Origin of the sequence: uncultured Acidovorax sp., from assembly GCF_964021665.1 — a bacterium.
Classification (GTDB): Bacteria; Pseudomonadota; Gammaproteobacteria; order Burkholderiales; family Burkholderiaceae_C; genus Acidovorax; species Acidovorax temperans.
Genome location: NZ_CAXIAK010000002.1, coordinates 1 through 26,699, shown reverse-complemented (window position 1 = coordinate 26,699; position 26,699 = coordinate 1). Strand labels below are relative to the sequence as shown.

Here is a 26,699-nt window from a genome sequence, read left to right as displayed (position 1 = left end):
TTGGAGGTTCTGAGAACGCATTCTCGCGATCAACAAAGGATCACTTGAACTTGGGCAGGTTGAACTGCGGTGGCACGCCCATGCGGGTGTTGATGATCCACTGCTGGGCAATCGACAGGATGTTGTTCGTCAGCCAGTACAGCACCAGGCCGGCGGGGAAGAAGAAGAACATCACGCTGAAGATCAGCGGCATGAACCACATCATCTTGGCCTGCATCGGGTCCGGCGGCGCAGGGTTCAGGGCGGTCTGCAGCAGCGACGACAGCGTCATCAGCAAAGGCAGGATGAAGAATGGATCGGGAGCCGACAGGTCGTGGATCCAGCCAATCCAGGGCGCATTGCGCATTTCCACGCTGGACAGCAGCACCCAGTACAAGGCGATGAACACCGGGATCTGGATCATGATCGGGAAGCAGCCCCCCATGGGGTTGACCTTCTCCTCACGGTAGATGCGCATCATCTCTTGCTGCATCTGCTGCGGCTTGTCCTTCAGGCGTTCACGCAACTCCATGATCTTGGGGTTGATGGCCTTCATCTTGGCCATGCTGGCGTAAGCCTTGGCATTGAGCCAGTAGAACGCGATCTTGAGCAGGAACACCAGCGCGACGATCGCCCAGCCCCAGTTGCCCAGCACTTTGTGAAGCTGGTCCAGCAGCCAGTACAGCGGCTTGGCCAGAATGGTCAGCCAGCCATAGTCCTTGACCAGTTCCAGGCCGGGGTACAGCTTTTCCATCATGGTCTCGATCTGCGGACCGGCGAACAGGCGGGCATCCACCGCCTTGGTCGTGCCAGGGTCGATGTTGCCCAGTGGCGTGATCATGCCGACCGAGTACAGGTTATCGCTCACCTTGCGGGTGAACAGTTCACGTTGCACGCCGTCGGCCAACAGCCAGGCGCTGGCGAAGTAATGCTGCACCATGGCTACATAACCGTTGGGGGACTCCTTGGGAATGTCCACCTTGCCGTTTTCGATGTCCTTGAACTCGATCTTCTGGTACTTCTTGGCATCGGTGTACACCGCAGGGCCTGTGAAGGTGGAGTAGAACGAAGACTCTCCTGGCGGCTTGTTGCCATCGCGCACCAGTTGCAGATACAGCTGGGGCGAAACTGCGGTGCTGCCCACGTTCACCACTTCATGCTTGACGGCGATGTCGTAAGCGCCACGCTTGAGCGTCCAGGTCTTGACCAGCTTGACGCCGCCTTGCTCAGGCGATTCAAAGCGAATGGTCAGCTCGTTTTCACCGTCCTTGAGAGCACGGGGGCCAGGCAAGGCAGTCATCACCGTTTTGTGGGTGGGGAAGCTGCCACCGATCAGGCCCGTTTGTGCGACGTAGACGCGCTGTGTGCTCTCGTCAAACAGCACAAAGTTCTTCGCCTTGTCGGTCATGTCCGCGTGCTTCAACAACTCAGCGTGCGTGAGCGAGCCGCCTTCGCCGTCAAACGTCAAGCGGTAGACGTCGGTGGTGACTTCGATTTTTTCACGCGCGGCAGGAGCTGCTGGCGCAGGCGTTCCGGGAACGGCCGAGGCGCCGATGGACGCGACTGCAGGCGCGGTGGAAGCTGGCACGCTGGCTGCACCGGCCAGCGGCGCCGAGGCTCCGGCTGCCGGGGCTGCGGCTCCCACCGCGGCAGGCGACGGGAAGAATGTGGCCTTGTTGCCGTTGTGCAATTGCCATTTGTCCCACAGCAAAACCATGGAAAAGCCAAAAATCACCCACAAGATGGTGCGGCGAATGTCGTTCATGAAGACTTCTTTGGTGAAGATGGTTGGGTGTTGGAAGGGTTCAGCCGCGAAAACAATCGCATGCCACGCGGTAATTCCGCAGGCACGGGATCGCAGCCGCCGTCACACCAGGGGTGGCAGCGTACCAGCCTGCGCAGCGTGAGGTAACTGCCAGCGGCAGCGCCATGCTGCTGCAAGGCTTGCAAAGAATACGCTGAGCAGGTGGGCTCAAACCGGCAGGCAGATCCCAGCCAGGGGCTGAGTATCAGCCGATAGCCTTTGACCACACCGATCAGCAGGGCTCGCATCATGGCGCAGTCTCTGCCGTGGTGTCCCGCTGTGCACTGCTGCCAGCAACCGGCGGACGCTTGGCTGCCTGACCAAACAATTGCAAAAGTTCAGCGCGCACAGCCTGCTTGAGCTGGTCCGAGCTGGCGCTGACGAATTGCTTGCGATCAAACGCCGTGCGCAGGCGCACCACATGGGCGGCCTGCGGCAAACGGGCTTCGAACAAAGCACCCACCGCGTAAATCTGCCGCTTGATGGTGTTGCGCGTGACGGCACGGCGGGCCCAACGCTTGGGCACCATAGCGCCTAGCCAAACGCCAGAAACGGCAAACAGGGCCTGCGGCCCTTGCTCTAGAAGCAAAGAACCGGGCCCTGAAGGTGGCGCGGAAACCACTGGCACGTCGCTGGCAGTGAGTGCCAGGCGGTGCAACGCAAAATGCGCTGTACGGGAGACAGTGCCCCCCGCCATGGCTGCCTGGAACTGCGGACGGGTTTTCAGCCGTTGCATGCGAGCACCCCGTTCAGGACCTGACGGTACAAACCGGGGAGCAGGCCGGTGGGTGGTTTGGCCTTAGACAGCCAGGCGCTTGCGGCCCTTGGCGCGGCGTGCGTTGATCACAGCGCGGCCACCGCGGGTCTTCATGCGAACGAGGAAGCCGTGGGTGCGGGCGCGACGGGTCTTGGAAGGCTGGTAAGTACGTTTCATGTTGCTATTCCTTGAGGTTCAGTTCCGGACTGCTGCTCTTGAACCCCCTCAAACCCGTGCCCGGCAGCTGCGATTGCAGTGCGGTGTGCACAGACCTCTGGGGCAGAAATAACGGCGCGCCGGGTCAAATCACCCTGAACACATTCAGGGAAACCCAAAATTATCGCAGCCTCTTTGGGTTCTGGCAATGCCCCTGGCAATTTTCCTTCCCTCCAGCCATAGGGGGTCAGTGGAATTTCCATTCGATTCCCGCACCTGCTGGCCGTCGCATGAAGGCCCTTCGCGGACTCAACATGGCCCACAAAGCCCCGCAGCACAGCCCCCAAGTCACCGCCCGGCAAATTGTGGATAACTCCTTGACAAGCTACAATCGCACCCCTCTTCCCGTTCCTCCTATCCACAATAAAAACACTTCTTGCAATGACCGAGGAACCTCACCGCAATCCCAACGCACCCTCAGGCTCAGATGCCGGACAAGGCCTGTGGCAGGCGTGCGTGGAACAGCTGGCCCAAGACCTTCCTGAGCAGCAATTCAACACCTGGATCAAGCCGCTGGTGGCCCAGGTGGCGGAAGATTTTTCCAAGGTCACCTTGCTGGTGGCCAACCGTTTCAAACTCGACTGGATCCGTGCCCAGTACGCAGGCCGCATCGCCGCATTGCTCGAAGGCTTGTATGGCCAGCCAGTCACGCTGGAGCTGGCCATTGCCCAGCGCGAAGCCGTCACCCGCACCTACGTGCGCCCGGCATCGCAGCCCCAAGACCAGCGCGCAGCACCATCCTCCAGCCAAGCCTCTGACACCACCCACGGACAAGGCGGGCAAAGCACGCCCGGGGCCAACAATGGAGGCGGCGATGACAGCAGCGCAGGCGCTTTCCGCAACCGGCTGAACCCCGCACTCACGTTTGAAACCCTGGTGGAAGGCACGGCCAACCGCATGGCGCGCTCTGCAGCAATGCACGTCGCAGGCATGCCTGGGCACCTGTACAACCCCCTGTTCATCTACGGCGGTGTGGGCCTGGGCAAGACCCACTTGGTGCACGCTGTGGGCAACCGCCTGCTGCAAGACAAGCCCGACGCCAAGATCCTCTACATCCACGCCGAACAGTTCGTGTCCGACGTGGTCAAGGCCTACCAGCGCCGCACCTTTGACGAGTTCAAAGAGCGTTACCACTCGCTCGATCTGCTGCTGATCGACGACGTGCAGTTCTTTGCCAACAAGGATCGCACGCAGGAAGAGTTCTTCAACGCCTTTGAAGCCCTGCTGGCCAAAAAGAGCCACATCGTGATGACTTCGGATACGTATCCGAAGGGCTTGGCCAACATTCACGAGCGGCTGGTGTCGCGCTTTGATTCGGGCCTGACGGTGGCGATTGAGCCGCCCGAGCTGGAAATGCGCGTGGCCATCCTGATCAACAAGGCGCGCGTTGAAGGCACGGAGATGCCCGAGGAAGTCGCCTTCTTCGTGGCCAAGAACGTGCGCTCGAACGTGCGTGAACTGGAAGGCGCGCTGCGCAAGATCCTGGCGTATTCGCGCTTCAACCAGAAGGAAATTTCGATCCAGCTGGCGCGCGAAGCGCTCAGAGATCTGCTGTCCATTCAGAACCGGCAAATTTCTGTGGAAAACATTCAGAAAACGGTGGCCGACTACTACAAGATCAAGGTCGCCGACATGTACAGCAAGAAGCGCCCGGCCAGCATTGCGCGGCCCCGGCAGATTGCGATGTACTTGGCCAAGGAGCTGACGCAAAAAAGCCTTCCAGAAATTGGTGAATTGTTCGGCGGGCGCGACCACACCACCGTGTTGCATGCGGTTCGCAAGATTTCTGGGGAGCGCCAGCAGCTGACAGAGCTGAATCAGCAGCTGCATGTGCTGGAGCAGACGCTCAAAGGCTGACGCCTCCGTGCAAACCACGCCCACTACAAACACTTTGCTGCCCCTGTTCAAGGGCAAAATGGCGTGCTGTGCAGCACGGGGAGGCGCGACCGGCGCCGCTGCTGTCCAAGCACCGTCCTAAAAACCACAAGAGGTTGATGACATGATCGTCCTGAAGGCAACACAAGACAAGGTTCTCGCGGTACTCCAGTCCGTGGCGGGCATCGTGGAGCGTCGGCACACGCTGCCCATCCTGGCCAACGTGCTGATCCGCAAGACCGGCAATGCGCTGCAGCTGACCACCAGCGACCTCGAAATCCAGATCCGCACCACCGCCGAACTGGGTGGCGACACGGGCGACTTCACCACCACCGTGGGCGCGCGCAAGCTCATCGACATCTTGAAGACCATGCCCGGCGACCAGACCGTGAGCCTGGAGTCGAGCCAGTCCAAGCTGATCTTGAAGGGTGGCAAGAGCCGCTTCACGCTGCAAAGCCTGCCTGCTGAAGACTTCCCGCTGGTGCAGGAATCTGCCGCCTTCGGCCCCGTGTTCGCCGTGCCACAAAAAACGCTGAAGGACCTGCTGGGCCAAGTGTCGTTTGCCATGGCGGTGCAGGACATCCGCTACTACCTCAACGGCATCCTGTTCGTGGCCGAGGGCAAGACTCTGAGCTTGGTCGCTACCGACGGCCACCGCCTGGCCTTTGCCAGCGCCACGCTGGATGTGGAAGTGCCCAAGCAGGAAGTCATCCTGCCGCGCAAGACCGTGATCGAGCTGCAGCGCTTGCTGTCTGACGCGGGTGGCGAGAACCAGCCGCACATCGAGATGCAGTTCGCCAACAACCAGGCGAAATTCACGTTTGGCGGCATGGAGTTCGTCACCAAGCTGGTCGAGGGCAAGTTCCCTGACTACAACCGTGTGATCCCCAAGAACCACAAAAACAGCGTCACCCTGGGCCGCGCCCCGCTGCTGGCCAGCCTGCAGCGCACGGCCATCATGACCAGCGACAAGTTCAAGGGCGTGCGCCTGAACCTGGAGCCCGGCACCCTGCGCGTGGCATCGAACAACGCCGAGCAGGAAGAGGCCGTGGACGAGCTCGACATCGACTACGGTGGGGACACCATCGAGATCGGTTTCAACGTGACCTACCTCATCGACGCCCTGGCCAACATGGGCCAAGACATGGTCAAGATCGACCTGCAAGACGGCAACAGCTCGGCGCTGATGACCATCCCCGACAACGACACCTTCAAGTACGTGGTGATGCCCATGCGCATTTGACCGGCGCGCCATGCGTGATGCGGCACCTTCGGGTGCCGTATCCCCTTTTGCAAGCCACCGAAATTGCTATTTAATTTGTAGCTGCTAGCGCTTATCTTACCTGCCCTAGAAGCTGATTTGACTCTTATTGACCAATTGCGAGACTCCCAAAGTCTCCACGGATTCCAAGGCCCACCATGACCGTTGACAACATTCCTTCCGAGCCCGAAGCCACCGGCGTCTCCGGCCATGTGGAGCCCACACTCACCAAGATCGACACCAACCAGGCCGGGGCCAGCGAGAGCTATGGCGAAGGCGCCATCACCATCCTTGAGGGCCTGGAGGCCGTGCGCAAGCGCCCCGGCATGTACATCGGCGACACGAGCGACGGCACCGGCCTGCACCACCTGGTGTTCGAGGTGGTCGACAACTCCATCGACGAAGCCCTGGCCGGCCACTGCGACGACATCGTCGTCACCATCCACACCGACAACTCCATCAGCGTCACCGACAACGGCCGCGGCATCCCCACCGGCGTGAAGATGGACGACAAGCACGAGCCCAAGCGCTCGGCTGCAGAAATTGCCCTGACCGAGCTGCACGCGGGCGGCAAGTTCAACCAGAACAGCTACAAGGTGTCCGGCGGCCTGCACGGCGTGGGCGTGAGCTGCGTGAACGCCCTTTCCAAATGGCTGCGCCTGACCGTGCGCCGTGAAGGCAAGGTGCACCAGCTCGAATTTGCGCGCGGCTTTGTGCAAAACCGCCTGCTCGACACCGTGGACGGCTTTGAAGTCAGCCCCATGAAGGTGACTGGCGAGACCGACAAGCGCGGCACCGAAGTGCACTTCCTGCCCGACACGGAAATCTTCAAAGAGAACAACGACTTCCACTACGAGATCCTGGCCAAGCGTCTGCGCGAACTCTCGTTTTTGAACAACGGCGTGCGCATTCGCCTCAAGGACGAGCGCAGCGGCAAGGAAGACGACTTCTCGGGCGCCGGTGGCGTGCGCGGCTTTGTCGAGTTCATCAACAAGGGCAAGACGGTGCTGCACCCCACGTCGTTTTACGCCGCAGGCGAGCGCCCTGCTGAGACGTATGGCGGCATCCCCGGCACGCACATCGGCGTGGAAGTGGCCATGCAGTGGAACAGCGCCTACACCGAGCAGGTGCTGTGCTTCACCAACAACATCCCCCAGCGTGACGGCGGCACCCACCTGACAGGCCTGCGCGCCGCGATGACCCGCGTCATCAACAAGTACATCGAAGAAAACGAGCTGGCCAAGAAGGCCAAGGTCGAAGTCACCGGCGACGACATGCGCGAAGGCCTGTGCTGCGTCTTGAGCGTGAAGGTGCCCGAGCCCAAGTTCAGCAGCCAGACCAAGGACAAGCTGGTGTCGAGCGAAGTGCGCGCGCCGGTGGAAGACATCGTGGGCAAGCTGCTCACCGACTACCTGCAAGAAAAGCCCAACGACGCCAAGATCATCTGCGGCAAGATCGTCGAAGCCGCCAAGGCCCGCGAAGCCGCCCGCAAGGCCCGCGAAATGACCCGCCGCAAAGGCGTGCTCGACGGCATGGGCCTGCCCGGAAAGCTGGCCGACTGCCAGGAAAAAGACCCAGCCCTGTGCGAGATCTACATCGTCGAGGGTGACTCCGCCGGCGGCTCTGCCAAGCAAGGCCGCGACCGCAAATTCCAGGCCATCCTGCCCCTGCGCGGCAAGATCCTGAACGTGGAAAAAGCCCGCTACGAAAAGCTGCTCACCAGCAACGAAATCCTCACCCTCATCACCGCCCTGGGCACCGGCATCGGCAAGGCCGGTGGGGCCGACGGCAAGAGCGGCGCAGACGACTTTGATGTGGCCAAGCTGCGCTATCACCGCATCATCATCATGACCGACGCCGACGTGGACGGCGCCCACATCCGCACCCTGCTGCTCACCTTCTTCTACCGCCAGATGCCCGAGCTGGTCGAGCGCGGCCATATCTACATTGCCCAGCCGCCGCTGTACAAGGTCAAGGCCGGCAAGGAAGAGCTGTACCTGAAGGACGGCCCTGCGCTCGACAGCTTCCTGCTGCGCATTGCGCTGAACCACGCCAGCGTGACCACCGGTGGCGCCAACCCGCAAACCCTGACCGGCGAGACCCTGGCCGAACTGGCGCGCAAGCATCAGATCGCTGAAAGCGTCATCGCCCGCCTGGGCAACTTCATGGACGCCGAAGCCCTGCGCGCCATTGCCGACGGCGTGAGCCTCAAGCTCGACACCGTGCAAGACGCCGAGGCCAGCGCCGTGGCACTGCAAGCCAAGCTGCGCGAACTGAACACCACCGGCGCCCCCGCCGAAGTGGCCGGTGAATTTGACGCCCGCACCGACAAGCCTCTGCTGCGCATCAGCCGCCGTCACCACGGCAACATCAAGAGCAGCGTCATCACGCAAGACTTTGTGCACGGCGCCGACTACGCCGCCCTGGCCGAAGCCGCTGAAACCTTCCGTGGCCTGCTGGCCGAAGGCGCCAAGGCGATGCGCGGCGAAGGCGACAAGCAGAAGGAAGAAAAAGTGGGCGACTTCCGCCAGGCCATGAAGTGGCTGATCAGCGAAGCCGAACGCACCACCGCCCGCCAGCGCTACAAGGGCCTGGGCGAAATGAACCCCGAGCAGCTGTGGGAAACCACCATGGACCCCACCGTGCGCCGCCTGCTGCGCGTGCAGATCGACGATGCGATCGAGGCGGACCGCGTGTTCACGATGCTGATGGGGGATGAGGTGGAGCCCCGCCGGGACTTCATTGAGACCAACGCCTTGCGCGCTGGAAACATCGACGTTTGACGAAAACGATTCACCATGAAAATCGAAAACGCCATTTTCGATTTTCATGGTTCGCGTGGCTTTTACACCGTTGGCTTCTCCGTTAGTCGGGCAGTCCAGTGCCCTCCTGTCTCTTGTTGGACCTTCAACAAGTCGTAGGTCTTGAGCATGTCGAGCAGTCCTGAGTGACCATAGCTCTTGGGAGAAAACGACGGATCCGCGCGCTTGAGGTAGGAACCCAACCCTCCTACGCTCACCTTGCCTTCCGGGGTGTCTGCTGCCAAGAGCGTGACTGCTTCCACAATGAACTTGGGGCGCAGCTTGGGGGCTGGCTTGACTAGCTCAGCCTTGCTGGGTTGCTTGAGCGCGACAGACTCTGCTGCCGTAAGCTCGGATTCCGGCGCAGGTTTCACCCATTCAAAGAACTGGTCGCTCGCGTTGCGCAGCGCATCGGGCGACTTGGCCTCACCCACGATATGCACCGTCGCGCCCCGTTCTCGCAACTTGCGGCACAGATAGGCAAAATCAGAGTCGCTGGTGACGATGCAGAACGTCGTCGCGCGGCCGTCGAACAGCGCTTCCATGGCATCCAGCGCCAAAGCAAGGTCGGACGTGTTTTTCCCCGCCGCGTACTGGTACTGCAGGCATGGAGTGAACGCCAGGCGCACCAGCGCTTCCTGCCACTTGTTGGCCAGCGTACTGTGGTTGCCATAGCCCCTGCGCAGAACTACACGACCAAACTGCGCCACAACGCGCAGCGCGTACTCCAAAATCTCAGGGCTGGTGTTGTCGCAGTCCACCAGCACTGCGACACGCGACTCCGCATCGCCCATGTGATTTGCCATCGTGTGTGTCCTCCCGTGTGAAAAGTGTTGAATACTTGGCGCAAGCCATTGGAACATCTCCGGCTTCGCACATGCCCACCCTCAACCAGCAGCGCACCCACCAATACATCGCCGCCCGCCAGCAGCACCCGGCGTGGCTGCTGCTGGCCTCGCGGCGGGCGCCGCTGGTGCTCAGTTGCCTGGACGCGCTGTTTGAGCACCAGCGCGATGGCGTGCCGTTCGATGCCGCCGTGCAGGCGCTGGCCGACATGCTGGCCGTGCATGCCAATGAGGTGGACTTTGAGATCGACAGCACCGACACCCTGAGCCAGGCCCGGCGCGAGGTGCGCGAGTGGATACGGCGCGGGCTGGTGGTGGAGCGCGAGGGGCGGGTGTTTGAGACCGATGCGCTGAAAACCGCGCTGCGTTTTATCGCGCAGCTCGATGGGCGCATGATGACCTCCACCGCATCGCGCCTGGCCGTGGTGCAGCGCGAAATCGACAACCTGGCCGCCGCGCTCAACCCCGACCCGCAAAGCCGCGCCGAGCATTTGCAGCGTCGCATCGCTGACTTGCAGCAGCACCTCGACGATGTGCAGGCAGGGCACATCGCAGAACTCACGCCCGAGCAGGCCGTGGAAGGCATTCGCGAGGTGTACGCGCTCTCCGTCAGCCTGCGGGCGGACTTTCGGCGGGTGGAGGATTCGTGGCGCGAGGCAGACCGTGCGCTGCGCGAGGCCATCATCAGCGCCCGTCACCACCGGGGCGCGGTGATGGACCAACTGCTGGACGGTCACGCCAACTTGCTCAACACGCAAGAGGGCCGCGTGTTTGACAGTTTCCACCAGCAACTTTCCAACCAAACCGAGCTGACCGAGATGCGCCAGCGCATCCGCCAGATCCTGGCGCACCCGGCCGCAGACAAGGCGCTGGATGGTCTGCAGCACAGCACGTTGCGCTTGCTGGTGCAACAGCTCATCAGCGAAGCCAAGGCCGTGCAGACTGTGCGGGCGCGCAGCGAGCGCGAAGTCAGCCAGTTCATGAAGACCGGCCAAGCGGCCGAGAACCAGCGCGTGGGCCAGTTGCTCAACGACGTGCTGGAGCAGGCCCTGCGCATCGACTGGCAGCGCCAGGCGGTGCGTCGCCAAAGCGCGCCGCTGCCCCCGCTGGGCGTGGCCCTGGGCAGCGTGCCGCTGGTGGAGCGGCTGCGTACCAAATCACTCGACGGCGGCGAGCAGACAGAACTGCTGCTGACCGCGGCCTACGCCGACCTGGGCCAGATGGACAGCGAGTTTTGGCAGGCCTTTGAAGGGCTGGACCGCGACGCCTTGGTGCAGCGCACTTTGCAAACGCTGGCAGACCGTGGCCAGCCCATGACCTTGGCCGAACTGGCCGCCGCGCTGCCACCGGGCGAACACGACCTGGAGACCTTTGCACTGTGGCTGGCCATGGCACGCGAGGCGGGGGTGGAGTTGCAGCCGGGTGAGGAACACATCGAAACGCAGGATGGCGACCAGCACTGGCGCTTCACGGTGCCGCGCGTGGCACTGGATGGCACACAGTTGGCGCACAGGGAATGGGAGCTGTGATGGCGCAAGGACAACCCCAAGAACAACCGCACGAGCCGGATATTTTTGACCGATTGGCCGCACACGCCGAAGGCGTTGAGGCAGCACAGTCACTATCAAAAGAAGAGCTGCCTGCGCTTGCTGAAAGCCCTTTGGCGGCAAAAAACGCTTCAAAAACCCCGCCCAACGTGCGCCAGGCGCTACAGTTTTTGCTGGCACACGGCTGGATCGAATCGGCCACCAAGCCCAAGCTGTTCCAGCTGATTGCGGCGCACACCACGCTGCTCGATGCGCTGCTGGAGCCGCTGGACTTGCGCGTGCTGGTAGACGACGTGCGCGGCCTGGCCTTTTTGGCCGTGGTGCCTGACTATGCGGGCGACGACACCGACGAGAGCGAGCAGGACGACTGGACGCACCCGCTGATGAAGCGCCAGCGGCTGACGCTGGAGCAATCGCTGCTGCTGGCCCTGTTGCGGCGCGAGTTTTTGCAGCGCGAGCAAGAAAGCGGCACCGGCGCGGTGGTGCGCGTCACGGTGGATAGCCTGCTGCCGCAGCTCGAAACCTACCTGGGTAGCACGGGCAGCGACATGCAAGAGCGCAAGCGCCTGACCCAGCTGCTGGAGAACCTGCGCACACACGGCATGGTGAGCGAGGTGGATTCGCAAGACTGCATCACCATCCGCCCGATGATCGTGCACCTGCTCAACCCCGAGAACCTGCAAACGCTGCTGCTGCGCCTGCGTGCGCTGGCCGAACAGGGCGGTGCCCAGGGCAGCGCAGGCAACGCAGAAGGCACACCATGAGCGCCAACGCCTCCTTCATACTGCAAGAGCTGCACCTGTACCACTGGGGCGCGTTTGCAGGCCGCCACCAGGTGGCCATTGACCCCGGCAACAGCGCCATCATCGGCCCCACGGGCAGCGGCAAGACCACGCTGGTGGATGCGCTGATGACGCTGCTGTGCGCCAGCCCGCGCTACAACCTGGCTTCGACCGGCGGGCACGAGAGCGACCGCGATCTGGTGAGCTATGTGCGCGGTGCCAGCGGCCAGGGCAACGACAGCGGCGACCACATTGCACGCGCCGGGCGCTGCACCACAGGCGTGGCCGCCAGGCTGGTGCGCCAGGGTGCGGCGGGCCAAGAGACGGTGTGGCTGGGCGCGCTGCTGTGGTTTGACGGCAGCAGCCAGTCGGCCAGCGACATGCAAAAGCGCTGGTTCTTTGCACAAGGGCCGCAACACAGCCTGGACCTATGGCTGGAAGAGCAGCACAGCGGCGGTGCCAAAGCCCTGACCCGGTTGGCTAAAGACACCGACGGCCTGCAGATGTTCAGCAGCAAGGCACCCTACCTGGCCAAGCTGCACAGCTTTTTTGAAGTGGGCCCCAACGCCTTCACGCTGCTCAACCGGGCGGCGGGCCTCAAGCAGCTCAACAGCATCGACGAAATTTTTCGCGAGCTGGTGCTGGACGACCACTCGGCCTTTGACGATGCGCAGAAGGTGGTCGATGGCTTTGCCGAGCTGGCCTCCATCCACGCCGACCTGGAACTGGCCAATGCGCAGTATGTGTCGCTGCTGCCGCTGCGCGATCTGGCCACGCGCGAGCAGCAGCAGGCCCAGCACCTGGCGCACCTGCAGGCGCTGCAGCAGCAGCTACCGCACTGGTTTGCAGCGCAGGGCGTGCAATGGTGGGGCCAGCGCGTGGCACAGTTGCAGGCACAGATGGCGCAGCGCGATGCACTGTTGCAAGCCGCGCAGCAGCATGTGGATACCGCACGCAAGCACGAGCAGGACTTGCATGGCCTCTACCTGCAAGCCGGTGGCGCCAACATCGATGTGCTGCGCGAGAACATGGACCACGCCCGCCAAGCGCTGGCCCGCATCGAAGGCCATCTGGCCCAGTACCAAGCGCTGGTGCGCAACCTCGGGCTGGGTGACAACGCCAGTGCCAACGACCTCGCCCACCACCAGGCCCAAGCCCAGGCGGCGATGGCGCACATCGACGCACGCCAGGCCGAGCTGCAGGCCAGCGCCGAACACGCCATCGCCCAGGCCCACAACGCCCACACCCGCCTGCGCGAGACCCAGGCCGAATACGAGGCCGTGCGCCAGCGCCCTGGCTCCAACTTGCCGATGGAGTTCCAGCGCTTTCGCGCCGAGCTGGCCGAGCACCTGGGCTTGCCCGAAACCGACCTGCCCTTTGCTGCCGAGCTGGTGGAAGTGCGCCAGGCCGAACAAGCGTGGCGCGGCGCCATCGAGCGCGCACTGGGCAGCCACCGCCTGCGCATTTTGGTGCCGCAGGCGGCAATGCACACCGCGCTGCAATGGGTGAACCAGCGGCACAACCGCTTGCATGTGCGCCTGCTGGAAGTGCGCGATGCCACGCCCGCAGCGTTCATGCCCGACGGCTTTGCGCGCAAGCTCAACCTCAAGCCCGCTACCCCCGCCGCGCACCTGAACACGCTGCGCCACCTGCTGCACGGCCTGGACCGCCACTGCGTGCCCGATGTGCAAACGCTGGAGCGCACACCCCACGCCATGACGGCGCAGGGCCTGATGTCCAGCCAATCGGGCCACTTCGACAAGCAGGACCAAAAGCGGCTGGACCAGGACTGGATGACGGGGTTTGACAACCGCGACCGGCTCGCGCATTTGCTACAACAAAGAGAGCAGCTTGCGCTGGAATATCAAGCGCTAGAGGCCCAAAAGACCCAAACCCTGAACGCCCAGCGCCAGGCGCACGAACAACGCCAACTGTGGGCCGCCCTGCAAGCGCTGCAGCACGACGACCTGGACACGGCGGCGGCCGAGGCACAGTGGCAGCACAAAGCGCAGCAACTGCAGGCGCTGCTGCACCCCGGCTCAGACACCGCGCAGGCCAAACACCGCTGGGACGCAGCGCAAGCGCACACCCGCGCGGCAGAGGAGCAACTGCGCGAACTGCAAACAGCCCAAACGCAAGACGACACCTTGCGGGCCGCCGCGCAAAAGAAGCACAGCGCCTACCAGGCACGCAGCGCTGGCGGGGCCGTGGTGGCGGCGGACTTGGCCGCAGACTTTGCGGCGAATCTGGCCCGCGCCGGGCACCGCCTGCCCGCGCTGGATGGCGACAACCTCGAAACCCAGGAGCGCGACGCCAGCGCCACCGTGCAAGCCAAAGCCGCCGAGGCCAGCAAAAAGCTGAACACCCTGCACACCGACATCGTGCGCCAAATGGGCAAAGCCAAGCACGAAGACCGGGGCGCACTGGCCGACCATGGGCCAGAGGTGGAGGCGCTGCCCCACTACCTGCAGCGCCTGCAAGCGCTGGAAGAAGAAGCCCTGCCGCACAAGCGCCAGCGGTTTCAGGAATACCTCAACAACACCTCGCAGCAGGGCGTGGACACGCTACTCAATGGCATCGCCGCGCAGGTGGCAGACATTGAAGAGCGCATTGCCCAACTCAACGACACGCTCCAGCGCGTGGACTTTCAGCCGGGCCGGTATTTGCAGCTAGAGCCCCGCGCCGTCGTCCACCAAAGCCTGCAAGAGCTCAACCGTGCCCAGGCCCAGCTGCGCACCGAAAGCCTGCGCGACGATGGCGGCCAAAGCCACTACCGGGCGCTGCGCGCCATCGTGGAGATGCTGCAAACCCACGCCAGCAACCGCCGCAGCAAGGCCGCGCAAGCGCTGCTGGACGCCCGCTACCGCCTGCAATTTGCCGTGCTGGTGCTCGACCGGGCCAGCGGCCAGATGCTGGAGCGGCGCACCGGATCGCAAGGCGGCAGCGGGGGCGAGAAAGAAATCATCGCCAGCTACGTGCTCACCGCCTCGCTGAGCTACGCGCTGTGCCCCAGCGGCGCCAGCCGCCCGGTGTTTGGCACCATCGTGCTGGACGAAGCGTTTTCCAAAAGCTCGCAGGCCGTGGCCGCGCGCATCATCCAGGCGCTGCGCGAGTTTGGCCTGCACGCGCTGTTCGTCACCCCCAACAAAGAAGTGCGCCTGCTGCGCAACCACACGCGCAGCGCCGTGGTGGTGCACCGGCGCGGCGCACAGGCCACGCTGGCATCGCTGCGCTGGGAGGAGATTGACGCCTTTCGCCGCAGCGCGCAAAGCACTTCCTCTGGCAATGCGGCATGAAGTCGCCACAAGTCCTGGCCGCCAAACTGGCCCAGCAATGGCACAGCGCCGATTGGCGTGAGCGCCAGCTATTGGGCGGTGGCACGGCATGGCCGCTGACCCTGCCCATCGGCCAGCCCGACACGGCCGTTTTTTTGAACGACGCCGCCGCGCTGCGCAGCCATTTGCAGCAGTGGCGGGCGGTAGAGCAGGACGGCCTGGGCCATGTGCAATGGCAAGAGCGGCGCTACCGGGGCAGCAGCGACGCCATTGCCGTGCCCACCCACTGGCAACTGGCCAAACCCTCGCAGTGCATCGCCGCCATCCGCCACTTCAAGGTGCTGGGGCATGCGCAAGTCCACAGCGACTACGCCCGGCTCAGCACCCTCATCGCCGGGGTAGAGCGCCCCGGCTTTCAGCGCCTGCTGGTGCGCCGCCTGGTGCAGTGGCGCGATGTGCCCGTCGATGCGGTCATGGCCGCAGCGCACATGGCCCTGCAACTGGAGCCCGGCTGCGCCCAAGGCAAACCCCTGCGCGCACTGGCGGTGCAGGGCAATGACACCAAGTTTTTTGAACGCCACGCCAGCCTGCTCACCGCCCTGCTGGACGAGCGCTTTGACGGCGAAGCCAGCCGCCAGGGGCTGGTGGGCTTTTTGGGCGCGCTGCCCGAAGACGACCACTGGCTGCTCATCGCCCCGCTGGCCCCCGGCCTGCTGCCCTTTGCGCAAATGCGCGTGCGCGCCAGCGAGCTGCAGACCACGCCTCTGCCCGCCCGCCGCATCCTGCTGGTAGAGAACGAACGCAGCCTGCACCAACTGCCCGCGCCAGTGCAGGACACGATCGCCGTGTTGGGCGCGGGCCTGAACCTGGGCTGGCTGGCCGCACCCTGGCTGCAAGAGCGCAGCGTGGCTTATTGGGGCGACTTGGACACCTGGGGTTTGCGCATGCTGGCCACGGCCCGCCACCACCTGCCACACCTGCACGCGCTGCTGATGGACCGCGCCACCTTTAGCGCCCACCAACACCTGGCAGTGGCCGAACCGGTGCATGCCCCCGAGCCCATTTCAGGCGCACAGACGCCCGAAGAAGCCGCACTGCAAGCGCACCTGCGCGCGCAAGCCAGAGGACGGCTGGAGCAGGAGTTCTTGCCCACAGACACCGTACACCGCGCTGTGCGAACCTGGGTGAATGACAATGATGGCCTGGCCTGAGAACCTGTTCAAGTGCTGCGCAAGGCTTCGACAAGCTCAGCCCGAACGGATGTTGCAAGTTCAAAGATCCCGACTCAATCTGTTCCAAAAGACCCAACCGATAGCCCCATCACCCCATGCGCTCCCCCATCTCCATCGTTGACGTCGACCGCCTCGACACCTGGACCCGCTACCGCGCGGGCCTGTGCGAGACCTGTGCGGCCAACTGCTGCACCATGCCGCTGGAGGTGCAGCTACCCGACCTGGTGCGGCTGGGGCTGGTGGATGCGTTTGAGGCCGAGCACGAAGAGCCCCGCCACATTGCCAAGCGGCTGCAAAAGGCGCGGCTGATTGACCACTTCAACCACAAGAACGTGGTGTTCACCATGGCGCGGCGGGGCAGTGGGGATTGCAACTTTCTCGACCCCAAGACGCGGCTGTGCACGGTGTATGACCAGCGGCCCGAAACGTGCCGCCTGCACCCGCAGAAGAAAAGCCCCAAGCCGGGTTACTGCGCGTATGGGCGGCGCGGGGGCTGAGGTAATCCTCGGCACACCGCCACGGCCATGAAGGCAGTCGCTCTGCCGGTGATTGACCCGGCCCGGTGCACGGGTTGTGGCTGGTGCGTGGCGGTGTGCCCGCCGCATGTGCTGTCGCTGCAAGTGCAGGGGGACAGCCGCTGGGGGCCGAAGCGGTCGGTGCTGGACGATGCGCAGGGCTGCACGGGCTGTGCGCTGTGTGCGGTGCGCTGCCCTTTTGATGCGATTGCGATGCGGCGTTGTCCCACAGCCAAGCCAGCGCAGCCGTGATGAGATGGGGCCTTTGGGAGCCCCAGGGCTCCAGCACACCAAGGAGTTCACCATGTCTGAAAAGAAAGCCAGCGTTCATTGGGAAGGGGCCGGCAAGGCAGGCCAGGGCCAGATCAGCACCGAGACGGGCGCGCTGGAGCGTTACCCCTACGGCTTTGCGAGCCGGTTTGGCGACGACCGCAAGGGCACCAACCCCGAAGAGATTCTGGGCGCGGCCCATGCGGCCTGTTTCACGATGGCGTTTTCATTCGCGGCCGAGAAGGCGGGCGTGGCCACCGAATCTGTGGACACCACAGCCTGCGTGCGCTTGAGCAAGGATGGCGACGGGTTTGTAATTGACCGCATTGCGCTCACGCTGAAGGCCAAGGTGCCGGGCCTGGACGACGCGGCGTTTCAAAAACTGGCGGCCGATGCCAAGGCCCATTGCCCCTTGTCGAAAGCGCTGGCTGCGGTGCAAGAGATCACGCTGCAAGCACAGCTGGTGCCCTGAACGGGCCCTGGCCACAGCGGCTTCAAGCAAAAACAGCCACCGGCGCCCGCATAGCAAGCGCCGCTAGCTCTTAAAACAATAGCGACGATTGCCTGCAAGCGCCCTCGCGCCGTGCGCAGGTGACGGGGCTGGGGCGGTGCGCTACACTGACCGCCTCATGTCGTTCACTCCATCTACCGTCATCGCACCTGCCGCAGCCTTTGCGTGCATGGGCATGATGCTGCCTGCGTTCACGCGGGCGATGGGTGCACGAATGATGATCACCATTACCACCGCGGCCACCTGAGCGCAGCGCAGGTGGCCGTTTCGGCAGCCACCTGGTGATCGCTCTCTCTTCCCCCACAAGACGAATGCACGAAACCCAGCTCTGGCAGCTGGGTTTTTTTGTTTGTTCGTTCGTTTGATGTTTGGAGAAGCCGATGTACCGCGATCCTGTCGAGAGTCTTGAGCCCCAGTCCAGCCACGCCGCCGCGTTGGCACCCCGCCCGCTGCGCGTGGGCATGATTGGCATTGGCACCGTGGGCTCGGGCACGTTCCGCGTGCTGGCACGCAACCAGGCGGAGATTGCGGGGCGCGCGGGGCGGGGCATCAAGCTGGTGATGGTGTGCGCCCGCAGCCTGGCCCGCGCGATGCGCGTGGTGGGCAGAGATGCCGCGCTGACCAACGACCCGATGCTGGTGGCCACGCACCCCGATGTGGATGTGGTGGTGGAAGTGGCGGGCGGCACCAGCCCCGCACGCGAATGGGTGCTGGCCGCTATCCGTGCGGGCAAGCATGTGGTCACGGCCAACAAGGCACTGCTGGCCACGCACGGCAACGAGATCTTTGCCGCCGCCCGCCAGCACGGCGTGACGGTGGCGTACGAAGGCGCGGTGGCCGGGAGCATCCCCATCATCAAGGCGCTGCGCGAGGGCCTCACGGCCAACCGCATCGAGTGGGTGGCGGGCATCATCAACGGCACCACGAATTTCATCCTGAGCAAGATGCGCGAAGAAGGGCTGGGCTTTGCCGAGGCATTGGCGCAAGCGCAGGCGCTGGGCTATGCCGAAGCAGATCCGACCTTCGACATCGAAGGCATCGACGCGGCCCACAAGATCACCCTGCTGGCGGCCAATGCGTTTGGCATGCCGGTGCGTTTTGTCGATGCGCAGGTGGAGGGCATCACCCGCCTGCAGGGGCTGGACGTGGCTTGTGCCGAACAACTGGGCTATCGCGTCAAGCTGCTGGGCGTGGCGCGGCGGCGCAAGGAGGGCGATGCCGATGGCGTGGAGCTGCGCGTGCAGCCCGCGCTGGTGCCTGCCACGCATTTGCTGGCGCAGGTCAACAGCTCGATGAACGCGGTGATGGTGAAGGGCGATGCGGCGGGTGTGACGATGTTTTACGGCGCGGGCGCAGGGTCAGAGCAGACCGCATCGGCCGTGATTGCCGACCTGGTGGACGTGGCCCGCCTGCAGGGCACCACGCCCGCACAGCGCGTGCCGCACGAGGGCTTTCACGCCCACGCGGTGAATGAGCAACTGGCCGTGCTGCCACGCGCAGCCGTGCACACCCGCCACTACCTGCGCGTGCCCGTGCACACCGCACAGCAGCTGGACGAGGTGAGTGCATGGCTGGCAGCGCAGCAGGTGCCGGTGCAGCGCGTGGAACTGGCTCGCGACCAGGCGCTGCCCGCTGGCAGCGGCCCCGAGGCGCAAGCGCAAGTGCTGGTGCTGACCGACGCCGTGGCCCAGGCCACGGTAGACCGGGCCGTGCACGCGCTGGCCGACCACCAAGCGGTAGCGGGGCCAGTGGTGACGCTGCGGGTGGAAGTGCTGGAGGGTTGAGGGCGGGGCGGCAGGGTGCCACACACTGCACCATATTCAATCAAAAACAGGCTACAGCGCTTTCCCATCAAGCGCTGGCAGCTATTGATTCAATAGCAAATTCACCACACACCTCAGCCCATCAACCGCCCCAGCACCAGCGCCGCCATGTCTTCGGCGGCGGGGGTGCCTTCGGCCAGCAAGCCCTGCACCACGCCCGCACGGTCTTCGTCGGTGCGGTTCTGGCTCACCTTCCATACGCCTTCCCAGCGCTGCACTTCCAGCGCCACGCCCACAATGGCGCGCTGCATTTTTTCCAGGTAATCAGGCGGGGCGTCGTCCACGCGCCAGGGGTGGGGGCGATGGGCTTCTTGCGCATCGCTCAGGCGGCGCAGCATGTCGCGCAAAGGGCCTTCGCCGTCGAGCACGCGCAGGGTGCCGTGGGCGTGCACGGCGGCGTAGTTCCAGGTGGGCACCTGCTTGCCGTCCACCGCCTTGGACAGGTACCACGATGGCGAGATGTACGCCTGCGGCCCGTGGAAGACGGCCACGGCGTGCTGCGGCAGCAGGGGCCACACGCCATTGGCCCGCGCCACATGGCCCAGCAGCGTGCCGTGCGGGCCCTGGTGCGGGTCGAGGAACAAGGGGATGTGATTGGCGTGCAGCGCCCCCTCGTGCGCAATGACCAGAGTGGCCAGCGGCTGGGCGCGCACTAGCGCCTGCAGGGTGGCAGGGTCCGTCACCTGAAACTGGCGGTTGGGGTTGGCCATGTCAGGCGCCTTCCGTTTGCAAGACGGGCGCGCAGTCGATCTGCGTCTTGACCGAGTTGGCCAGAAAGCACGCTGCATGCGCCTGGTGGTGCAGGTCGGCCAGCACCACCGCGGTGGGCGCGTGGGCTGCATCAAACACCGTGACCGGGCGCAACTGCACATGGCGGACCACCAGGCGGCCTTCGGCATCCTGGGCCATGGTGCCCTCAGCAGCGTCGGTGTAGCGGTTCACGCGCCAGCCCGCGCGGCTGGCAATGTCCAAAAACCACAGCATGTGGCAACTGGCCAGGGCGGCGATGTAGGCCTCTTCAGGGTCCACCGCCGCGGCATCAGAGTAGGGCAGGGGCACCAAATGGGGCGACGAGGACGCCGCCACGGTGGCACCGCCATCAAACTGCCACTGGTGGCTGCGGTGGTAGCGCTGGTCCAGAAAGTCATCGGTGCCACGGGTCCAGACGACGGTGGCTGTGTGCGGTGCGGCCATGGGTGAAGTTCCAACGGGGGTTTTTACAATGGTTCTTCAGTTTAGGTGCCGTAGGGCATCCACAAGGAGCCAATTCGTGCCCATTGCCAGAGCCAATTCCACACCCAGCGCCGCGCCTTCATCGGCCACCTTGCGCCAGCAGGTGTATGCGCAATTGCGCAGCGCCATCGAGCAAGGCCGCTGGCCTGCGGGCACGCGGTTGCCGTCTTCTCGCACCCATGCGGGGCTGCTGGGCGTATCGCGCAACACGGTGCTGTGGGCCGTGCAGCGCCTGCTGGCCGAGGGCTATGTCGAGGCCCGCGTGGGCGATGGCACCTATGTGGCGCAAGCCCTGGCCCCGCGCCCGCGTGCCAGCGCGCCCGCGCTGGCAATGCCGCCCCGGGGCCTGTCGCAGCGCGGGCAGCTGGTGGCCGACACGGCCGCACGCTGGCGCCCGCCGCTGGTGCCGGCGCGGGCCTTTCGCATTGGCGCGCCCGAGGTGGCCAGTTTTCCGTTTGCCGTGTGGGACCGCCTGGCGCGCCAGGCCAGCCAGGCCCAGCGCACCGCCCGCGCCCACTACCTGGACCCGGCGGGCGACCCGGATCTGCGCCAGGCCGTGGCGCAGTGGCTGTGGGCGTCGCGCGGCATTCGGTGCGATGCGGCGCAGGTGGTGGTGTGTTCAGGTTCGCAGCAGGGCATTGACCTGATTGCGCGCCTGCTGCTGGATGTGGGCGACGAGGTGCTGGTGGAAGACCCTGGCTACCCCGGCATCCGCGCCAGCCTGCTGGGCCACGGCGCGCTGGCACGGCCCGTGCCGCTGGATGAAAGCGGCCTGTGCATTGCGCAGGGCGCTGCGCAGTGGCCTGCCGCGCGCATGGTGGTGGTGACGCCCACGCACCAGTTCCCCACCTGCGTGCGCATGGATTTGCCACGCCGCCAGGCCCTGCTGCAATGGGCGCGCGAGCACGATGCCTGGGTGGTGGAAGACGACTACGACGGCGAATTTCAATACGGCAATGCCGCCCAGCGCGTGCCTGCGCTGTGCAGCCTGCCGGGGTCGGAGCGCGTGCTGTACGTGGGCACCTTCAGCAAAACGCTGCACCCCGGCCTGCGCCTGGGCTTTGTGGTGGTGCCGCCCGCGCTGGTCGAAGCCTTTGCCATGGCCCGCGCCATCACCGACCGGCACGCACCCGGCGACACGCAGGCGGTGCTGGCCCGCTTCATTGCCGAAGGGCACCTGCTGCGCCACTTGCGCCGCATGCGCGAGCTGTACCTGCACCGGCAGCAATGGCTGATCGACACCCTGGCCGATGCCAGCGACGGCACACTGCAATTGCAGCCCAGCGACCGGGGCATGCACCTGCTGCACGAAGTGCCGGTGGGCACCGACGACGAACCCCTGGCCCGCAGCGCGCAGGCGGCGGGCGTCATGCTGGGCCCGCTGTCGCGCTACGCCGTGCAATCACCGCGCCGGGGCTGGCTGTTCGGCTACGCAGGCTATGGCGACGAAGAAATCTGCGCCGCAGCGCGGGTGGTGGGGGCGCTGGCGCGACGCGCTAGCAAGGCCTGAACACTCCCCTGTCACGCAGCGCTCAGGGCCTGCTCCACCAGCGCCAGCCCTTGCGCCGCGCCCAGGCGCAAGCCCACGTCGCTGCGGGTGGGCACCTCGCATTCACGGGGGTTGATGCGAATGAGGCGGCCACCGTGCGCGTGAAGAATGCGGTGGCTGAAGTGGCGCACGGACGGAATGGCCGTGCCCGCCCCCAGCTCGATCACCACAGGGCGGCGCACGCGCTGCAGCCAGCGCTGCTGGTGTGCGTGCTGGGCGGCGGTGCGCGCCTCCGCCCAATCCCAGTCGTTGAACATGAGGATGTTGGGCCGCGCCAAGCCACCGCAGTGGGGGCAGCGCGGGGGTGCGTTGCGCAGGCGGCAGGTGGCTTCGTCCACATCGGGCACAAAGTCATCGGCGGGCCAGATGGCGTCGCTGCAGCCTGCCAGGCACTGCAGATGGTGGATGGAGCCGTGGCATTCATGCACCGCGTCGGCAAAGTAGCCTGCCATCTGGAACTGCCCGTCCACATTGCTGGTGAAAACGCTCAGGCCCTGGTGCATGCGCGCGCCCCAGCGCTGCAGTTGCGCAAAGCCCGCGTGGGGCACCGTGCGGCGGTACAGCGCCAGCCGGTGGCCGTAGAAGCCCCAGGCCAGCTCGGGCGCCTCACGAAACGCTGCGGGCGAAGCGATGGAGGCAAAGTCCAGCCGCGCCTGCGCCAGCGCAGGGTAGGCACGCCAGAACCCTTCATTGCCCCGGAAGTCGGGCAGGCCGGAATCCACCCCCATGCCGGCACCAGCGGCCACGATGAGGGCGTCGGCCTGCTCCAGCAAAGCGGCCGCGTGCTCGGCAGCAGCGCGTGTGGCGGGGTCGGTGGGGTGGGTGTGCATGGGGGTCTCCTGGGGCGCCAAGGATAAAGCCGGGCACCGCACGGGCGCGGTGTTTTGCACTACGCTGTGGACCACGGCCCCGCTTGCGCCAGGCTTTTTGTTCAAACACCCCTGATGCCCATGCCCCTGGAACCTTACCTTGACGCCGCGCCCCAACTGGGCAGCCATGTTTTCGTGCACGCCAGCGCACAGGTGATTGGCGATGTGCAACTGGGCGATGACAGCTCGGTGTGGTGCAACGCCGTGCTGCGCGGCGATGTGAACCGCATCACCGTGGGCCGCTGCAGCAACGTGCAGGACCTGACCATGGGCCATGTCTCGCACCGCAACGCGAGCAAGCCCGAAGGCTCGCCGCTGGTGATTGGCGACTACGTGACCGTGGGCCACTCGGTCATCCTGCACGGCTGCCGCATTGGCAACGAATGCCTGATCGGCATGGGATCCATCGTGATGGACGACGCAGTGATCGAAGACCGCGTGATGCTGGGCGCAGGCAGCCTGGTGCCGCCGGGCAAGGTGCTGGAAAGCGGCCACCTCTACATCGGCCGCCCCGCCGTGCGCCAGCGCGCGCTGACCGAAGCAGAGATCGCCTACCTGAAGTATTCGGCCGAACACTACGTGCGCGTGAAGAACAACTACCTGGCGGGCAGCCCCGCCGCACCGTTGCCAGAGGCAGCGGCCAGCAAGGGGCAAGGCACACCCGGATAATCCGGGGCCTGCACCGACCTTTTCACGGCGGCATCGCTTGCTTTCCGTATCCACCATGTCCGCCGTCACGCCCACGCCACCCGCCCTACGCGTCCTGTCCGTCATCCCGCCGATGACGCAACTGAACACGCCCTACCCGTCTACCGCCTACCTCACGGGGTTCTTGCGCTCGCGCGGGGTGGATGCAGCGCAGGAAGACCTGGCGCTGGCCCTGGTGCTGCGCCTGCTCTCACCCGAAGGGCTGCGCGCCATTGCAGCCAAGGTGGATGCGCTGCCGCCCAAAAAGCGCAGCGCTGCTGTGCAGAGCTTTGCCGAGCAGCAAGACCGCTACCTCGCCACCATCGGCCCCGCCATCGCCTTTTTGCAAGGGCGCGACAGCACGCTGGCGCACCGCATCGTGGGCCGCCACTACCTGCCCGAGGGGCCCCGCTTTGCATCGCTGGATGTTTATGTCGATGACGAGGGCGGCGACCCGCTGGGCTGGGCCTTTGGCGCCCTGGGCCTGACGGACAAGGCCAAGCACCTGGCCACGCTGTATTTGAACGACCTGGCCGATGTGCTGCGCGATGCGGTGGACGAGCGTTTTGAGTTTGTGCGCTATGCCGAATCGCTGGCGGGCAGCCAACCCACGTTCGACCCGCTGGCGAACGCACTGGCTGCGCCGCCCACGCTGGTCGATGAGTTGCTGGAGCAACTCACGCACGAAGCGATCGCCAAGCACCAGCCCAACGTGGTGCTGCTATCCGTGCCCTTCCCCGGCTCGGTGTATGCGGCGTTTCGCATTGCGCAGGCCATCAAGGCGCGGCACCCGCACATCACCACCGTGCTGGGTGGCGGCTTTGTGAACACCGAGCTGCGCGAGCTGGCCGAGCCGCGCGTGTTTGACCACTTTGACTACGTGACGCTCGACTCTGGCGAACGCCCGCTGCTGGCGCTGCTGGAACACCTGCGCGGCGAACGCGGCCGCCAGCGGCTGGTGCGCACCTTTGTGCGCAACGACGGGCAGGTGCAGTACATCAACATGATGGAAGCCGACATCGCCTTTGCCGAGGTGGGCACCCCCACCTGGGACGGACTGCCGCTGGACCGCTACCTGTCGCTCTTGGACATGCTCAACCCCATGCACCGCCTGTGGAGCGACGGGCGCTGGAACAAGCTCACCGTGGCGCATGGCTGCTACTGGAAGAAGTGCAGCTTTTGCGACGTGAGCCTGGACTACATCAGCCGCTACGAAGGCGCGAGCGCCGCCGTGCTGGCCGACCGCATCGAGCAGATCGTGCGCGAAACAGGGCAGACCGGCTTTCACTTTGTGGACGAAGCCGCACCGCCCAAGGCGCTCAAGGCACTGGCCAGCGAAATGATTGCGCGCGGCACTGGCATCAGCTGGTGGGGCAATGTGCGGTTTGAAAAAACCTTCACGCCCGAGCTGGCCGAACTGCTGGCCGACAGCGGCTGCATCGCCATCTCGGGTGGTCTGGAAGTCGCGTCAGACCGGCTGCTAAGCCTCATGAAAAAAGGGGTGTCGGTGGACCAGGTGGCGCGCGTGACCAAGGCCTTCACTGACGCTGGCATCCTGGTGCATGCGTACCTGATGTACGGTTTTCCGACGCAGACGGTGCAAGACACCGTGGACGCGCTCGAATACGTGCGCCAGTTGTTTGCCAATGGCTGCATCCAGAGCGGGTTCTTTCACCGCTTTGCCTGCACCGTGCATTCACCCGTCGGCAAAAACCCCGAGGAATACGGCGTGACCCTGGCCCCGCTACCGTCGGGCGACTTTGCCAAGAACGATGTGGCCTTCATCGACCCCACAGGCGTAGACCACGACGCGCTGGGCGCGGGGCTCAAGAAAGCCATCTACAACTACATGCACGGCATCGGGCTGGAAGAAGACGTGCGCCTGTGGTTCCCGTTCAAGGTGCCCAAGACCACGGTGCGGCGCGACCGCATTGAGCGCGCGCTGCGCGAGCGCGGCTGACCGCATCCGGCATTTAAGCTTTTTTGGCCTGTAGCGCCCGCCTAGCAAGCGCTAGTAGCTATTGAATTAATAGCGTCTAACATCGTCTGGCCTTGAGGCACACGCCTGCGCCGTGCAGGCCCTGATCCATCCCATCACTTCTTTTGCTGCTGGTAGGCGCGGTGCATGGGCGGGCCCTTGTCGGTGTCGGTCAGGCCCCGGGTCACATCCTCGTAGGCCTGGCGCACTTCGCGCGACGGAATACCGCCCGTCATGTCCGTCGCTTCATCGCGTTCGTGCGGCAAGCGGGCTTCGGGCTCTTGCAAGGCTTCCGGGTGGCTCTTGGGCGTTTGCGCCTGCGCTTCGGGGCGCTGGGTGGTGTCCACCCGCCGCTCGGAGCGCACCGGCACGGGCGAGGCAGGCTCCTTGCGCTCGTCGGGCAGGGCATCTGGCGCGGGGCCGGGGAGGTTGGCGGGCGAAGGGGTGGGGTGTGGAGGGTTTTTCATGGCCTCCACGCTAAAAGCCGATTTACGTCAGCCCTGTAGGTGGGAGCGCACTCTGTGCGCAGGAAAATCACTTCGGAGAATATAAAAATACGGGGATGCGCATATACCCCCATCGAAGCCAGCGATTTTCAGTGATTATTTCGTGGGAGCCACATTTCGTCCCTCAAACAAATCAACGCCTCACCGGAACATTATTTTTCGAATATCGGATCAAGCAATTTCATTGAAAAGCGACACACGGCCTCTGCCTTGGCGTTTGGCGTCGTAGCAGGCGGCATCGGCTTTGTTGCATAAATCGGCCATAGGCCAAGGCATCCCCAATCCCAAAAAGATTTACGCAGCAGCGACCGTCTGGGGCGTGCCCAGATCGGTAAATTGATTGAGGATTGAAGCTCGGATGTGCAGCTCGGTCACCTGGCGCTC

24 protein-coding genes are annotated in these 26,699 nt (G+C 64.7%); 15 read left to right on the top strand and 9 right to left on the bottom strand.

Going from position 1 to position 26,699, the window contains the following annotated elements; translation table 11 throughout:
* Nucleotides 1-40: 40 nt before the first annotated feature.
* From yidC to rpmH, 4 genes are all read right to left on the bottom strand, one after another.
* On the bottom strand, nt 41-1,744 hold the full coding sequence (yidC, locus tag AADJ04_RS00640) for a membrane protein insertase YidC (protein ID WP_341238403.1): 1,704 nt from the start codon (nt 1,742-1,744) through the stop codon (nt 41-43).
* Nucleotides 1,741-2,034 carry a membrane protein insertion efficiency factor YidD gene (yidD, locus tag AADJ04_RS00635; protein WP_084601360.1) on the bottom strand — a complete coding sequence of 98 codons (294 nt, stop codon included), beginning with the start codon at nt 2,032-2,034 and terminating at the stop codon, nt 1,741-1,743. Before yidD ends, yidC begins: the two co-directional genes overlap by 4 nt.
* Nucleotides 2,031-2,519, bottom strand: coding sequence for a ribonuclease P protein component (locus tag AADJ04_RS00630; RefSeq protein WP_341238402.1), 489 nt, complete (start codon nt 2,517-2,519; stop codon nt 2,031-2,033). Before AADJ04_RS00630 ends, yidD begins: the two co-directional genes overlap by 4 nt.
* Before the next feature lie 63 nt (nt 2,520-2,582).
* Nucleotides 2,583-2,717, bottom strand: coding sequence for a 50S ribosomal protein L34 (rpmH, locus tag AADJ04_RS00625; RefSeq protein WP_005798102.1), 135 nt, complete (start codon nt 2,715-2,717; stop codon nt 2,583-2,585).
* A gap of 420 nt (nt 2,718-3,137) precedes the next feature.
* On the opposite strand from rpmH, the gene dnaA reads away from it, so the two are divergent.
* From dnaA to gyrB, 3 genes are all read left to right on the top strand, one after another.
* Nucleotides 3,138-4,613, top strand: coding sequence for a chromosomal replication initiator protein DnaA (gene dnaA, locus AADJ04_RS00620; RefSeq protein ID WP_341238401.1), 1,476 nt, complete (start codon nt 3,138-3,140; stop codon nt 4,611-4,613).
* Between the two features lie 142 nt (nt 4,614-4,755).
* Nucleotides 4,756-5,874 carry a DNA polymerase III subunit beta gene (gene dnaN / locus AADJ04_RS00615; protein WP_341238400.1) on the top strand — a complete coding sequence of 373 codons (1,119 nt, stop codon included), beginning with the start codon at nt 4,756-4,758 and terminating at the stop codon, nt 5,872-5,874.
* Between the two features lie 176 nt (nt 5,875-6,050).
* Nucleotides 6,051-8,675 carry a DNA topoisomerase (ATP-hydrolyzing) subunit B gene (gyrB, locus tag AADJ04_RS00610; RefSeq protein ID WP_341238399.1) on the top strand — a complete coding sequence of 875 codons (2,625 nt, stop codon included), beginning with the start codon at nt 6,051-6,053 and terminating at the stop codon, nt 8,673-8,675.
* Between the two features lie 62 nt (nt 8,676-8,737).
* Here gyrB and AADJ04_RS00605 read toward each other — a convergent pair whose 3' ends face one another.
* Nucleotides 8,738-9,499, bottom strand: a complete 762-nt coding sequence (locus AADJ04_RS00605; protein WP_341238398.1) for an NYN domain-containing protein — start codon at nt 9,497-9,499, stop codon at nt 8,738-8,740.
* A gap of 71 nt (nt 9,500-9,570) precedes the next feature.
* Here AADJ04_RS00605 and AADJ04_RS00600 point away from each other — a divergent pair, with 71 nt between their 5' ends.
* The 9 genes from AADJ04_RS00600 (at nt 9,571) to AADJ04_RS00560 (ending at nt 19,454) form a co-directional block, all read left to right on the top strand.
* Nucleotides 9,571-11,067, top strand: a complete 1,497-nt coding sequence (locus AADJ04_RS00600; protein WP_341238397.1) for a DUF3375 domain-containing protein — start codon at nt 9,571-9,573, stop codon at nt 11,065-11,067.
* Nucleotides 11,067-11,849, top strand: a complete 783-nt coding sequence (locus AADJ04_RS00595; RefSeq protein WP_341238396.1) for a DUF4194 domain-containing protein — start codon at nt 11,067-11,069, stop codon at nt 11,847-11,849. Before AADJ04_RS00600 ends, AADJ04_RS00595 begins: the two co-directional genes overlap by 1 nt.
* Entirely contained in the window at nt 11,846-15,163 is a 3,318-nt protein-coding gene (locus tag AADJ04_RS00590) for an SbcC/MukB-like Walker B domain-containing protein (protein ID WP_341238395.1), read from the top strand. Before AADJ04_RS00595 ends, AADJ04_RS00590 begins: the two co-directional genes overlap by 4 nt.
* Nucleotides 15,160-16,353, top strand: a complete 1,194-nt coding sequence (locus tag AADJ04_RS00585; protein ID WP_341238394.1) for a Wadjet anti-phage system protein JetD domain-containing protein — start codon at nt 15,160-15,162, stop codon at nt 16,351-16,353. Before AADJ04_RS00590 ends, AADJ04_RS00585 begins: the two co-directional genes overlap by 4 nt.
* Before the next feature lie 116 nt (nt 16,354-16,469).
* On the top strand, nt 16,470-16,871 hold the full coding sequence (locus AADJ04_RS00580; RefSeq protein WP_341238393.1) for a YkgJ family cysteine cluster protein: 402 nt from the start codon (nt 16,470-16,472) through the stop codon (nt 16,869-16,871).
* Between the two features lie 27 nt (nt 16,872-16,898).
* Complete coding sequence (locus AADJ04_RS00575; RefSeq protein ID WP_207373541.1) at nt 16,899-17,141, top strand: 4Fe-4S binding protein; 243 nt, start codon at nt 16,899-16,901, stop codon at nt 17,139-17,141.
* A 52-nt stretch (nt 17,142-17,193) separates the two neighbouring features.
* A complete protein-coding gene (locus tag AADJ04_RS00570) occupies nt 17,194-17,631 on the top strand; it encodes an OsmC family protein (protein WP_207373540.1) in 438 nt (145 codons plus the stop codon).
* 157 nt (nt 17,632-17,788) lie between these two features.
* Nucleotides 17,789-17,917 (top strand): hypothetical protein, encoded by a 129-nt coding sequence (locus AADJ04_RS00565; RefSeq protein WP_276490502.1) that lies wholly within the window; start codon nt 17,789-17,791, stop codon nt 17,915-17,917.
* A 133-nt stretch (nt 17,918-18,050) separates the two neighbouring features.
* On the top strand, nt 18,051-19,454 hold the full coding sequence (locus tag AADJ04_RS00560; RefSeq protein ID WP_341238392.1) for a homoserine dehydrogenase: 1,404 nt from the start codon (nt 18,051-18,053) through the stop codon (nt 19,452-19,454).
* Between the two features lie 113 nt (nt 19,455-19,567).
* Here the strand turns inward: AADJ04_RS00560 and AADJ04_RS00555 are convergent, their stop codons facing one another.
* The gene (locus AADJ04_RS00555; protein WP_207373538.1) at nt 19,568-20,203 is read right to left on the bottom strand and encodes an FMN-binding negative transcriptional regulator; all 636 of its coding nucleotides are present in this window, start codon (nt 20,201-20,203) and stop codon (nt 19,568-19,570) included.
* Nucleotide 20,204: 1 nt separating this feature from the next.
* Nucleotides 20,205-20,687 carry an OsmC family protein gene (locus AADJ04_RS00550; protein WP_341238391.1) on the bottom strand — a complete coding sequence of 161 codons (483 nt, stop codon included), beginning with the start codon at nt 20,685-20,687 and terminating at the stop codon, nt 20,205-20,207.
* Between the two features lie 76 nt (nt 20,688-20,763).
* Between AADJ04_RS00550 and AADJ04_RS00545 the strand changes: the two genes are divergently transcribed.
* Nucleotides 20,764-22,236 (top strand): PLP-dependent aminotransferase family protein, encoded by a 1,473-nt coding sequence (locus AADJ04_RS00545; protein WP_341238390.1) that lies wholly within the window; start codon nt 20,764-20,766, stop codon nt 22,234-22,236.
* An 11-nt stretch (nt 22,237-22,247) separates the two neighbouring features.
* Here the strand turns inward: AADJ04_RS00545 and AADJ04_RS00540 are convergent, their stop codons facing one another.
* Nucleotides 22,248-23,105, bottom strand: a complete 858-nt coding sequence (locus AADJ04_RS00540) for a Sir2 family NAD-dependent protein deacetylase (RefSeq protein ID WP_341238389.1) — start codon at nt 23,103-23,105, stop codon at nt 22,248-22,250.
* 120 nt (nt 23,106-23,225) lie between these two features.
* Here AADJ04_RS00540 and AADJ04_RS00535 point away from each other — a divergent pair, with 120 nt between their 5' ends.
* Nucleotides 23,226-23,813 carry a gamma carbonic anhydrase family protein gene (locus AADJ04_RS00535; protein WP_341238388.1) on the top strand — a complete coding sequence of 196 codons (588 nt, stop codon included), beginning with the start codon at nt 23,226-23,228 and terminating at the stop codon, nt 23,811-23,813.
* A gap of 55 nt (nt 23,814-23,868) precedes the next feature.
* The gene (locus AADJ04_RS00530; RefSeq protein ID WP_341238387.1) at nt 23,869-25,791 is read left to right on the top strand and encodes a radical SAM protein; all 1,923 of its coding nucleotides are present in this window, start codon (nt 23,869-23,871) and stop codon (nt 25,789-25,791) included.
* 134 nt (nt 25,792-25,925) lie between these two features.
* On the opposite strand, the gene AADJ04_RS00525 is transcribed toward AADJ04_RS00530, so the two are convergent.
* Nucleotides 25,926-26,276, bottom strand: coding sequence for a hypothetical protein (locus AADJ04_RS00525; protein WP_244939043.1), 351 nt, complete (start codon nt 26,274-26,276; stop codon nt 25,926-25,928).
* Nucleotides 26,277-26,699: the final 423 nt, after the last annotated feature.